The sequence below is a fragment of the Neobacillus niacini NBRC 15566 genome (genome assembly GCF_001591505.1).
Classification (GTDB): Bacteria; Bacillota; Bacilli; order Bacillales; family Cytobacillaceae; genus Neobacillus; species Neobacillus niacini.
Map to the genome: position 1 here is coordinate 22,947 of NZ_BCVA01000053.1, position 12,736 is coordinate 35,682.

Annotated in this window: 11 protein-coding genes and 1 tRNA gene; 11 read left to right on the forward strand and 1 reads right to left on the reverse strand. The window is 39.1% G+C overall.

The window, feature by feature from the left end:
- The first annotated feature begins 61 nt into the window (after window positions 1-61).
- The 9 genes from BANA01_RS25065 (at window position 62) to dnaB (ending at window position 9,738) form a co-directional block, all read left to right on the forward strand.
- Window positions 62-2,059, forward strand: a complete 1,998-nt coding sequence (locus BANA01_RS25065) for a molybdopterin-dependent oxidoreductase (protein ID WP_063255170.1) — start codon at window positions 62-64, stop codon at window positions 2,057-2,059.
- Between the two features lie 131 nt (window positions 2,060-2,190).
- Entirely contained in the window at window positions 2,191-3,291 is a 1,101-nt protein-coding gene (gene ychF / locus BANA01_RS25070) for a redox-regulated ATPase YchF (RefSeq protein WP_063255171.1), read from the forward strand.
- A 178-nt stretch (window positions 3,292-3,469) separates the two neighbouring features.
- Window positions 3,470-3,757: a 30S ribosomal protein S6 gene (gene rpsF, locus BANA01_RS25075; protein ID WP_063255172.1), complete on the forward strand. Its 288-nt coding sequence runs from the start codon at window positions 3,470-3,472 to the stop codon at window positions 3,755-3,757.
- A 66-nt stretch (window positions 3,758-3,823) separates the two neighbouring features.
- On the forward strand, window positions 3,824-4,357 hold the full coding sequence (ssb, locus tag BANA01_RS25080; protein ID WP_063255174.1) for a single-stranded DNA-binding protein: 534 nt from the start codon (window positions 3,824-3,826) through the stop codon (window positions 4,355-4,357).
- A 47-nt stretch (window positions 4,358-4,404) separates the two neighbouring features.
- The gene (gene rpsR, locus BANA01_RS25085) at window positions 4,405-4,647 is read left to right on the forward strand and encodes a 30S ribosomal protein S18 (protein ID WP_063255175.1); all 243 of its coding nucleotides are present in this window, start codon (window positions 4,405-4,407) and stop codon (window positions 4,645-4,647) included.
- 163 nt (window positions 4,648-4,810) lie between these two features.
- The gene (locus BANA01_RS25090; protein ID WP_063255176.1) at window positions 4,811-5,755 is read left to right on the forward strand and encodes a YybS family protein; all 945 of its coding nucleotides are present in this window, start codon (window positions 4,811-4,813) and stop codon (window positions 5,753-5,755) included.
- 26 nt (window positions 5,756-5,781) lie between these two features.
- Complete coding sequence (locus tag BANA01_RS25095) at window positions 5,782-7,755, forward strand: DHH family phosphoesterase (protein ID WP_063255177.1); 1,974 nt, start codon at window positions 5,782-5,784, stop codon at window positions 7,753-7,755.
- Entirely contained in the window at window positions 7,752-8,201 is a 450-nt protein-coding gene (gene rplI, locus BANA01_RS25100; RefSeq protein ID WP_063255178.1) for a 50S ribosomal protein L9, read from the forward strand. Before BANA01_RS25095 ends, rplI begins: the two co-directional genes overlap by 4 nt.
- A 187-nt stretch (window positions 8,202-8,388) precedes the next feature.
- Entirely contained in the window at window positions 8,389-9,738 is a 1,350-nt protein-coding gene (gene dnaB / locus BANA01_RS25105) for a replicative DNA helicase (RefSeq protein ID WP_063255179.1), read from the forward strand.
- 344 nt (window positions 9,739-10,082) lie between these two features.
- Here dnaB and BANA01_RS25110 read toward each other — a convergent pair whose 3' ends face one another.
- On the reverse strand, window positions 10,083-10,994 hold the full coding sequence (locus BANA01_RS25110) for a nuclease-related domain-containing protein (protein WP_063255181.1): 912 nt from the start codon (window positions 10,992-10,994) through the stop codon (window positions 10,083-10,085).
- A 214-nt stretch (window positions 10,995-11,208) separates the two neighbouring features.
- Between BANA01_RS25110 and BANA01_RS25115 the strand changes: the two genes are divergently transcribed.
- A complete protein-coding gene (locus BANA01_RS25115; RefSeq protein WP_063255182.1) occupies window positions 11,209-12,501 on the forward strand; it encodes an adenylosuccinate synthase in 1,293 nt (430 codons plus the stop codon).
- Between the two features lie 127 nt (window positions 12,502-12,628).
- A tRNA-Lys gene (locus BANA01_RS25120) sits at window positions 12,629-12,701 on the forward strand.
- Window positions 12,702-12,736 lie beyond the last annotated feature (35 nt).

Consider the following 12,736-nt stretch of genomic DNA (forward strand, 5'->3'; position numbering starts at 1 on the left):
TTTTTTTTGGTTAACTGTATTATTCTATTTAAAAAGTAGAGATTGTTCTGGGGGTGGAGTAGTGGCAAGTATAGTGAAATCGGCGTGTCCGTTGAATTGCTGGGACAGCTGTGGTTTTCATGTAACGGTAGAGAACGATAAAGTAATAAAAGTTGAAGGTGATCCCTCCCACCCCATTACTAAGGGGAAAATTTGCGGCAGGGGCAGAATGCTAGAAACAAGGACGAATTCACTTGAACGGATTCTATATTCTTTAAAAAAGGTGAACGGAGAATTTAAGCAAATTCCATGGGAACAGGCTCTTGATGAGATTGCCTTACAGTTGAAGGAAATAAAAGAAGAATATGGTTCCACAGCTGTCCTCCATAGTCATGACTATGCGAACAACGGGGTACTTAAAAATCTAGATCAACGTTTTTTTAATGCTTATGGCGGGGTAACAGAGCTTTATGGTTCCCTCTGTTGGGGTGCTGGAATTGAGGCGCAAAAGTGGGATTTTGGCGACGCTTATGCCCATGAACCAGAGGATGTTTTAAAAAGTAAAAACATTGTCATTTGGGGAAGAAATGTAGCGCGGACAAATATGCATTTTTATGAAAAACTCCTTGAAGCAAAGAAAAAGGGAGCAAAAATTTATGTTATTGATCCATTATTCAATGCAACTGCGAAAATAGCAGATGAATATATATCCGTAAAACCTGGAATGGATGGTTTACTGGCTGCAGGAATCATAAAGGAAATTCTACATTTAGGACTTGAAGATCGTGCATTTATTGAACACTATTCATATGGCTTTGAGGATTTAGAGAAGCTGATTGAGAGTATTTCTATAGAAAAAATTAGTAAAATGACGGAAGTGTCCGTAGAGCAGATACAGCTATTAGCAAACGTCTTTGCTGATAAACCTACCTCTACGTTTATGGGACTTGGTCTGCAGCGTTATAAAAATGGCGGGAATACAATTCGCTTGATTGACGCTCTTGCAGCGATAAGCGGCAATATTGGATTACCTGGCGGTGGTGCTAACTACGCTAACCTGCAAGTAGGGCAAAGCTTTGATATTTCAAAACTAACGCTCAGCAACCGGAGGGAGAAACATCGACAGTTTTCAATTATGAAGCAGGCCGAGGAAGTGCTTTCGGCAACGGATCCAGAAATTAAAATGATTGTGGTAACCTGTGGGAATCCTTTAACACAGGTGCCGGATTCATCAATCGTAGAAAAGGCTTTTTCATCTGTTTCAAAACTGGTTGTGATTGAGCAATTTATGACAGATACCGCTCGACTAGCAGATTATATCCTGCCAACCACCACTGTTTTTGAGGAAGAAGACCTTTATTATTCTTCTATGTATCACCATTATGTGAATTACGGACCGAAGCTCGTTTCAGCCCCTGGTGAAGCCAAGTCTGATTTATGGATTTGGACACAGCTTGCTGAGAGACTAGGATTTGGGGACGATTTTCAGTTTTCAAGAGATCAGTGGCTGGAAATGTCTTTACAGTCATTATCTAAAAAAGGACTGTCACTTGATAAACTGAAGGAAAACCATAACTTAGAATTGCCAGTCAAACCAGTTCCGTGGGATGATTTCCAGTTTAAAACGCCATCTGGAAAATATGAGTTTACAGCTATAAATAAGGGTGCCTTGGGTCAGCTGAAGTTAGCTGTACCGGAAGAATCAAAATGGAACAAACCAGAGCTAGCTAAGAAATTTCCTTATAACTTATTAACCATTCATCCACTAAGGTCAAACCATTCGCAAAACTACCATCTTTTTTCCAAATCAACTCAGCTAAAGGTTGAGGTTGCTAGAAATATTGCGGATGAACATCACCTGATGGATGGTGATTCGGTACGAGTTTGGAATGATCGCGGCGAAGTTAAAGGATATCTTTCAATTCTGCCAAAAGCACATCCTAACACCATTAATATTGATGAAGGGATCTGGAAAAGGTTCGGGGGCTCTGTTAATAATCTAACATCAAGCGGAGAATCCGATAATGGTCTTGGCAGTACCTTGTACGATTGCCTAGTGAATATTGAAAAAGTAAACTAACTGGTGTCTAGGGCACCAGTTTTTGTTGTTCTTGTCTTTTTAGCTTCTAATGCCTATAATTGTGAGAGGCTTTTTAAAAATTACGGACATTATTTTATTAAAATAGATTAGATTTTAGAGGAGTGAATTTTATGGCATTAACAGCAGGAATTGTAGGTTTACCGAATGTCGGAAAGTCTACTTTATTTAATGCAATTACACAGGCTGGGGCTGAATCAGCAAACTACCCATTTTGTACGATTGATCCTAACGTAGGAATCGTAGAAGTACCTGATCACCGCTTAACAAAACTAACTGAACTTGTGCAGCCGAAAAAAACAGTTCCTACAGCTTTTGAATTTACTGATATTGCAGGGATTGTTAAAGGTGCCAGTAAAGGTGAAGGACTAGGGAACAAATTTCTATCTCACATCCGTCAAGTAGACGCTATTTGTCAGGTTGTCCGCTGTTTTGCAGACGATAACATTACCCACGTATCAGGAAAAGTAGATCCTATTTCCGATATCGAAGTCATTAACTTAGAGTTAATTCTTGCTGACATGGAGTCTGTTGAAAAAAGAATTAGCCGTGTCGAAAAATTAGCGAAGCAAAAAGATAAAGAAGCTGCAGCGGAATTTGAAGTGCTTTCTATGCTACGCGAAGCTTTTGAAGCTGAAAAGCCAGCTCGTACGGTTGAATTTACTGATGAACAAATGAAAATTGCCAAAATGCTTCATCTTTTAACCATTAAGCCTGTTTTATATGTAGCAAATGTTGGTGAGGACGATGTCGCGGATCCATCTGGAAACGAATATGTACAAAAGGTTCGTGAATTTGCAGCAGCAGATAATGCTGAAGTAATCGTAGTTTGTGCAAAGATTGAGGAAGAAATTGCTGAGCTAGAAGGCGAAGAAAAGCAAATGTTCCTTGAAGAGCTTGGAATTGAAGAATCAGGGCTTGATCAATTAATTCGTGCTGCCTACAACTTGCTTGGATTAGCAACGTATTTCACAGCTGGTGTGCAGGAAGTTCGTGCATGGACATTCAGACATGGCATGAAAGCTCCCCAATGTGCGGGAATTATTCACTCTGATTTTGAACGTGGATTTATTCGTGCCGAAACAGTTTCATACGAGGATTTATTAGCTGCAGGAAGCCATAATGCTGCTAAAGAAGCTGGGAAAGTCCGTTTAGAAGGAAAAGAGTATATAGTAAAAGATGGAGATGTTATTCACTTCCGTTTCAATGTGTAGAATTGTCAGCCTTGCGTTTGCAAGGCTTTTTATATGGAAAGACTTTTAAGGAAAAAAACTAGAAATGGTGAACAACCTTGCTTTTCGTCATTAACTATGATAAAATCTTAACTTGTGAGTAATGAATAATTGCTCCTTGCCCAAAGTGGGCCGTTTAGACCAAAAGGAGGTGACTGTGATGAATAAGTACGAAATCATGTACATCATCCGCCCAAACATTGAAGACGAAGCGAAAAAGGCTCTTGTAGAGCGTTTCAACGGAATTCTTCTTGAAAACGGTGCGGAAACTGCTGAAACAAAAGATTGGGGTAAGCGTCGTTTAGCTTACGAAATCAACGATTTCCGTGATGGTTATTACGAAATCGTAAAAACGAACTCTTCAGCTGACGCGGTACAAGAATTTTCTCGTCTTGCGAAAATCAGCGAAGATATCATTCGCCATTTAGTAATTAAAGAAGAAGCTTAATATAAATACATTTTGGTTGAATGTTTCACATGAAACATTCTCCGAAAAGAAAAGGAGTTGATTCTGATGATGAATCGTGTCGTGCTTGTTGGCCGTTTAACGAAAGATCCTGATTTGCGTTATACACCAAACGGGGTTCCTGTTGCTACCTTTACTTTAGCTGTTAACCGTCCGTTTTCTAGTCAGTCAGGTGAGCGTGAAGCAGACTTTATTAATTGTGTTGTTTGGCGTAAACCTGCTGAAAATGTGGCAAACTTCTTGAAAAAGGGCAGTCTCGCAGGAGTGGATGGCCGCATTCAAACTCGCAACTATGAAGGACAAGATGGTAAGCGTGTTTACGTTACTGAAGTTCAGGCAGAAAGTGTTCAATTTCTTGAACCGAAAAATGCGTCTGGCGGCGGTGGCGGAAGAAGCGACAATGATTACTTCGGCGCTCCTCCTAGGGAACCGCAAGGAAATCCTTATGGCGGCGGCAATCAGAATCAACGACAGTATCAAAACAATAACAATAACAATAATAAGGGTTTTACAAAAGTGGATGATGATCCGTTCTCTGGTAACGGTCAGATAGACATCTCCGATGATGATCTACCATTTTAATGTAAACTTTTAAAATCGTTAATCATTTAATAAAGGAGGGAATTTTCATGGCAGGTGGAGGACGTAAAGGCGGACGCGCGAAGCGCCGTAAAGTGTGCTATTTCACAGCAAATGGCATCTCACGCATCGATTATAAAGATGTAGATTTACTTAAAAAATTCATCTCTGAACGTGGAAAGATTTTACCACGTCGTGTAACTGGTACAAGCGCTAAATATCAGCGTAAACTAACTGTTGCAATCAAACGTGCACGTCAAATGGCATTATTACCATTCGTTGCAGGTGAATAATAAAGCGTTAGCGCCTAGGCGCTGGAGCTAGAATAAGAAATGACTAAAGGCAGCTGGGGTTTCCCTTGCTGTCTTTTTATTTTATCTTGCAGATTTGTTGAATAGGAGAGCGGAACTGGCTAAAATTAAGGAATAGGCTTTTTGAAATAATTGGGGTGAAGTAGTGAAAAATGTTCGAAAACTTACTGAAGGGGCTATTCTATTAGCTGCCTTTGCTGTTTTATTATTACTAACGATTTATGTCCCGTTTCTTGGGATGATTGTAAATTTATTTTTAGCAGTACCATTCATGCTATTTGGGGCGAAGAATGATGGGAAGAGTATCGTTGTTTTTATTATTGCCTCCCTTCTCCTTTCGTTTATTGTAGGAACCATTATGTCACTGCCATTAACACTTGCATATGGGACAACTGGTGTCGTAATTGGCTACTTAATTCAGAAACAGAAGAACATGGGTGTATTATTCATCACGGGGTCTCTCGTCTTTTTAGTTAATTTAATTATTATTTACGTGGCAAGTATCGTTCTTTTTAAGGTCAATATGATTACTGAAATGATTGAAATGATGCGAGAATCACTTAACGTTTCAGCTGACTTACTAAAGAATTTCGGGAATACACAGGACGCGGAGAAAGTGATGGAACAATTTAATAATGGATTAAACCTAGTTAAAACTTTAATCCCAACTTTATTTGTTCTCTCTTCCTTTTTTATTGTGTTCGTTATGCAGCTTATATCCTTCCCCATCATAAAAAGATTCGGGGTTAAGGTGGAAAAGTGGAAAAGTTTTAAAGAGATAACCTTACCAAAAAGCATATTATATTACTTTCTTCTTACTTTGCTCGTTAGTATGGTGATGAAACCAGAAGAGGGCACATTCTGGTATATGGCGATTATTAATTTGACCTATATCCTACAATTCTTGATGATCCTGCAGGGCTATACATTTATCTTTTATTACTTCGACAAAAAGGGTTTTTCGAAAGCCATTTCTATTACAATAGCGATTGTCTCTTTTCTCATTCCAATTTTCCTTTATATTGTAGGGATATTAGGTATAATTGATTTAGGCTTTGATTTACGAAAAAGCTTTAATAAAAAAGAGTGATGACTACTGTTTAGGAGCTGAAAAAATTGCCTGCATTTATTGAAAAACGCTCGATTCGATACCCTTTTTACGGGCTGATAGGCATTACAGTAGTGCTGCTCATTGTCCTGGCCTACTATAATTGGATACTTAGTTTGGTGGGATTGTTTCTTATCATTCCGACGCTGTACTATATGATAGTCATTGAATCCAGCCAAAGGAAAGAGATGGAAGAATATATCTCAACCCTTTCATACAGAGTGAAAAGGGTTGGCGAAGAAGCACTAATGGAAATGCCGATTGGGATTATGCTCATAAATGATGAGTATTCTATAGAGTGGACAAATCCTTTTTTATCTTCTTATTTCGATGAAGATACCCTTATTGGGAAATCTCTATATGAAATTGCTGATACGTTGATACCGTTAATTAAACAGGAAGTAGAAACAGAAATTATTACTCTTCATGAACGAAAGTTTCGAGTCATTCTTAAAAGTGAGGAAAAGCTCCTTTACTTCTTTGATGTCACAGAAGAAAAGGAAATTGAAAAACTTTATCATGATGAACGGACTGTAATTGCGACTATCTTTTTAGACAATTATGATGAGTTAACGCAAGGCATGGATGACCAAATGCGTGGAAGCATTAACAACATGGTTACTTCAACTCTAAATAAATGGGCCCAGGAAAATGGTATTTTTATTAAAAGGGTTTCATCTGAACGATTTATTGCTGTCTTTAATGAAGCGATTCTGCAAATATTGGAAAAGGGCAAATTTACTGTTCTTGATGAAGTCAGAGAAATGACTTCAAAGCAGAATATATCCTTTACATTAAGTATTGGCGTAGGCGCTGGAACCCCTTCGTTGCCTGAATTAGGCGTATTAGCGCAATCAAGCTTGGACCTGGCTCTAGGTAGAGGCGGCGATCAGGTTGCGATCAAACATCCTAACGGCAAAGTGAAGTTCTTTGGCGGCAAAACAAATCCAGTTGAAAAACGGACAAGGGTCCGTGCCCGCGTCATTTCCCATGCACTAAAGGATTTAATTACTGCTAGTGATAAGGTAATTATTATGGGACATAAAAATCCCGATATGGATTCAATAGGGTCCTCTATTGGAATCTACAAAGTTGCCCAAATGAACCAAAAAGATGCCTACATAGTTTTAAACTCGCAAGAAATGGATGGTGCTGTCCATAGGCTAATGGATGAAATCCGCCATCAAGAGCAATTATTTTCTCGATTTATTGGTCCAGAAGAGGCATTGGAAATTTCAACAGAAAAAACATTATTGGTGGTCGTTGATACCCATAAACCTGCCTTAGTGATTGAAGAACGACTACTGAATAGAATTGATAATGTGGTTGTAATCGACCATCACCGTCGCGGGGAAGAATTTATTGAAAATCCAGTCCTTGTTTATATGGAGCCATACGCCTCTTCTACAGCAGAGCTAGTTACTGAATTTCTTGAATATCAGCCAAAACGCGGTAAAATAGAAATGATAGAAGCAACTGCACTGCTCGCAGGAATTGTGGTGGATACGAAAAGTTTCACCTTACGAACAGGTGCTAGAACCTTTGACGCAGCTTCCTATTTAAGAGGTCAAGGGGCAGATACCATTCTCGTTCAAAAGTTCCTAAAGGAAAGTGTTAATACGTATATAAAAAGGGCTAAATTAATTGAATCGGTTGCATTTTACCGGGATGGAATTGCCATTGCCAAAGGCGGCGAAGATGAACTTCATGACCAAGTCCTTCTAGCCCAAGCGGCAGATACGCTCCTGACTATGGATGGGGTAGCAGCCTCGTTTGTCATTGCAAGGCGTAATGAAGGGCTAATTGGAATTAGTGCCAGGTCGCTCGGCAATGTCAACGTTCAAGTAATCATGGAAAAACTCCAAGGCGGCGGACATCTGACAAACGCAGCCACCCAGCTGATGGGGATATCCATAACAGAAGCAGATAGACAATTAAAGCTGGCAATTGAAGATTATTTTGAAGGTGGGAAAAAGGAATGAAGGTAATTTTTCTAAAGGATGTAAAAGGAAAAGGAAAAAAAGGTGAAATTAAGAACGTTGCTGATGGTTATGCACATAATTTCTTAATTAAGCAAGGCCTAGCAATCGAAGCAAATAATACGAACATCAGCACGCTTGAGGGACAAAAGAAAAAAGAAGACAAACGTGCGGCTGAGGAGCTTGCTGAGGCAAAAAAGCTTGGTGAGCAGTTAGATAAAATAACTGTAGAGTTATCCGCGAAGGCCGGTGAAGGTGGCCGCCTATTTGGATCGATTACAACAAAGCAAATTGCAGAAGAACTTCAAAAGAAACACGGAATTAAAATCGATAAACGAAAAATGGAATTAGCAGATGCCATTCGTACCTTAGGTCATACAAAGGTTCCAGTTAAACTTCACCATGAAGTTCTAGCTACGTTAACCGTTCATGTTAAAGAGGTAAAGTAATTTCCAGTTCAAATTTCAGATAAACATGTTAAAATAATAAAAGTTGATGAGGAAAAAGCGAACTGACTTTTTCCAAAGTGATGTGATCGGTCTAGACTGGTCACTTTTCTTCATTATGGACATAATTAGGTTTTTAAAACTATTAATATATTTAATTATCCTCTTCACAATAGGAGGTCTTTGATAGATGAATGATTTATATGCAGATCGTCTGCCACCGCAAAATATTGAAGCTGAACAAGCTGTCTTAGGTGCTATTTTCTTAGAGCCCTCTGCTTTAACTGTGGCTTCCGAAATCTTGATACCAGAGGATTTCTATCGTGCCTCTCACCAAAAAATATTTAATGCGATGCTGAAGCTGAATGATGAAGGTAAGGTAGTTGACCTTGTAACGGTAACTGAGGAATTAGCTGCAGCGAAACTAATCGAAGATACAGGCGGAGTAAGTTATTTAAGTGAATTGGCAAGTTCTGTGCCGACAGCAGCTAATATCGAATATTATGCTAGAATCGTAGAAGAAAAATCTTTGCTCCGACGATTAATTCGGACAGCAACTGAGATTGCTTCTGACGGCTATGCTCGTGAAGACGAGGTCGAAGCACTTTTAAGTGAGGCAGAAAAAAATATCCTTGCTGTTGCACAGCGCAAAAATGCTGGGGCCTTCCACAATATTAAAGATGTCCTTGTTCGTACGTATGACAATATTGAGCAAATGCACCAGAATGCTGGGGAAATTACGGGGCTTGAGACAGGATTTATTGAGCTTGATAGAATGACAGCTGGTTTCCAGCGCAATGACTTAATCATTGTTGGTGCACGTCCTTCCGTAGGTAAAACCGCGTTTGCTTTAAATGTTGCGCAAAATGTTGCACAAAAAACAGGTGAAAATATTGCCATCTTTAGTCTTGAGATGGGCGCAGAGCAGCTAGTCATGCGTCTATTGTGTGCCGAAGGGAATATTGATGCACAAAGACTTCGTACCGGTACACTAACAGATGATGACTGGGGCAAACTGACGATGGCGATGGGTAGCCTTTCCAACACAGGTATCTTTATTGATGATACGCCAGGGGTAAGAATAAGTGATATTCGTTCTAAGTGCCGCCGCTTAAAACAGGAGCATGGCTTAGGGATGATCCTAATCGATTACTTACAGCTTATTTTAGGTAGCGGTCGTTCTGGCGAGAACCGTCAGCAGGAAGTATCAGAAATTTCCCGTTCTCTAAAGCAATTAGCTCGTGAGCTTCAGGTCCCAGTTATTGCCCTGTCACAGCTTTCCCGTGGCGTCGAGCAGCGTCAAGACAAACGTCCGATGATGTCCGATATCCGTGAATCTGGTTCGATTGAGCAGGATGCTGATATCGTTGCCTTCTTATACCGTGATGACTACTATGACAAAGAATCAGAGAATAAAAACATCATTGAAATCATTATTGCCAAGCAGCGTAACGGTCCGACTGGCACAGTTTCACTGGCGTTTGTAAAGGAATATAATAAATTCGTTAACTTGGAGACGCGGTATGATCCGAGTGCTTAGTTTTTTGAGAATCCAGCCAAGCTTTTGGCTGGGTTTTTTGTAAAATAAGGTATTTGTCTTTGTCAAACTAGGCTAGAGGTTGCGATCTAAGGTTATCGACCCATCTGTCGTTAGTATATGAAGGATGAGGAAAAGGTAATGGGAGAATCGTGCCCTTCTACCGTTATTGTAGCAGGATAAGGGAACGATACCGGGATAATCGTTCCCTTGACCTGATAAAATATGGTGATAAGGGAACGATACTGAGAGAATTGTGCCCTTGACCTGATAAAAAGCGATAGTAAGGGAACGATACTGAACTTAAAATTAATAATTGCTATTAACAGGAAAATAGTTGCGACTTTTTACTGGGTACGGCATACATAATGTGACGCTCTTGCTTTACCAACAAGAACAAAGTATTTGGAAAGTATTCTTCGAACAGCCTTTTTTGACTTAAGACCTCCACACCAATCATGAATAGAATCAACAGTAATTTTCTTATCTGGAAAAAGTAATGTAAATTCCTTCACACTCCTCAAAACTGCTGCGTCTACCTCCTCTTTGCAACCGCACTTTTTACAAATCATTCGCTCATCTGTGAAAAAGGTATTACAGTTTTTTGAGCATATTATCCCTTTTTGTAACTTTTCATAGGAGTATTCGGGTAAGCGTGTATATGGGGACTCTTCTTGATGATGGTCAACTAATTGCTGTGCTAATTGATAGTATTTTTTATTTAGCTTTACCGGCCTCTGATTTAATTTTTTCAAAAAGCGATTAAGCTGTGTAGGAAAAATAATAGCAGGATTGATTGAGGTTGTATTTAAATGAAACTCGGGGTTGTTGAAGATAAGGTAGGATTCAATCTTATAATGGTGCCCTAATTTTAATAATAATTTTTGAAGTAAGGTCTCACAACGTTCAAGTTGGTGTAATGGGTTCTTTTGAAGGGCACCTGCGGGGTTATACCATTTATCATCTTTGATCGAGTAATCTCCTTCAAAATATTTAACATCTAAAAGGTAAATTTTTTCGTAAGCAATGATTAAGGTATCAATTTGAAAATTTGAACCATGATATTCAAATAATAAATCATGGAGAATGAGCCATTCTTCTGTTAGTCCCTTAAGCCAAATATCGCTTTTTAACTCTCCTTCGTAGCCCTTTGCAAGGTTATTGTAATTTAATGCCTGATCGTAGGAGGACTCCATTCGAGACTTTAAATATTTTAATAGGGTTAATTCTAGCTTTTCTGGCCGCGCTCTAAATAACATATAACACTTCCTCATTATTATTTTTAAAAAAACTCTAGTACCTATTTTATGGAAATCCCTCATCCAATACAAGCTAGTTTCATAAATTAATATTTTACGAACATATTTTAATAACCTAATATAAATCGTTCGTGTTTTATTGACTTTTAGCAGTAAATATTGTTAAACTTGTCTGTGGGAAAAAGAAATGCGTATATAATTTGGAGGTGCCTTTATGACATCAGTAGTGGTAGTTGGTACACAGTGGGGAGACGAAGGAAAGGGTAAAATTACCGATTTTCTTTCTGAGAATGCAGAAGCAATTGCTCGTTATCAAGGTGGAAATAACGCGGGGCATACCATTAAATTTAATGGAGAAACATACAAATTACACCTTATTCCATCTGGTATTTTTTATAAAGAAAAGATCTCTGTGATTGGGAATGGAATGGTAGTAGATCCGAAAGCTCTTGTTGCTGAGCTAGCTTACTTGCATGAAAAAGGAATTACTACGGATAATCTTCGTATCAGTAATCGTGCACATGTTATCCTTCCTTACCATTTAAAGCTTGATGTTGTGGAGGAAGAAAGCAAGGGTGCCAATAAAATTGGAACAACCAAAAAAGGAATTGGACCTGCTTATATGGATAAAGCAGCTCGTGTCGGCATCAGAATCGCTGACTTACTTGAGCGCGATGTTTTTGAAGAAAAGCTTGAGCAAAATCTTGCTGAAAAAAACCGTTTATTTGAACGTATTTATGAGACTACAGGGTTCACTAAAGAGGAAATCTTAGACGAGTACTATGAATATGGACAGCAAATTAAACAATATGTTTGTGATACATCTGTCGTATTAAACGACGCTTTAGATGAAGGCAAACGCGTTTTATTTGAAGGTGCACAAGGCGTTATGTTGGATATTGACCAAGGTACTTACCCATTTGTAACTTCTTCAAACCCAGTTGCAGGCGGTGTTACCATTGGTTCTGGTGTTGGTCCATCCAAAATCACTCATGTTGTCGGAGTATGTAAAGCCTATACCTCTCGTGTAGGTGACGGACCATTCCCTACTGAATTACATGATGAAATTGGAAATCAAATCCGGGAAGTTGGCCGTGAATATGGTACAACGACAGGACGTCCACGCCGTATTGGCTGGTTTGACAGCGTAGTTGTCCGCCATGCCCGCCGTGTCAGCGGTCTTACCGACCTATCTTTGAATTCAATTGATGTATTATCAGGAATCGAAACGTTGAAGATTTGCACAGCTTACAGCTATAAAGGTGAATTAATTACTGAATATCCTGCGAGCTTAAAGGTATTAAGTCAATGTGAGCCAGTTTATGAAGAGCTTCCAGGCTGGACTGAGGATATTACAGGGGTTAAATCATTAGATGAATTGCCTGTTAATGCACGCCATTACGTTGAGCGTGTAACGCAGCTTACTGGAATACCATTAACAACTTTCTCTGTAGGACCAGATCGCAATCAAACGAATGTTGTTCGCAGTCCTTGGAGACAAATTTAAACATAGAAAAGCCCTCAATTTCAGAGGGCTTTATCTTTTTAAAAAACTTTTTTTAAAAAAGTATTGCACTATATGTATAAACCATGCTAATATAAAAAGCGTCGTCACGAACGAGGCACACTAGTACGAGCCATTAGCTCAGTTGGTAGAGCATCTGACTTTTAATCAGAGGGTCGAAGGTTCGAGTCCTTCATGGCTCATCAAGTTATTTTTGTAAGAAAATAACTTTCAATAT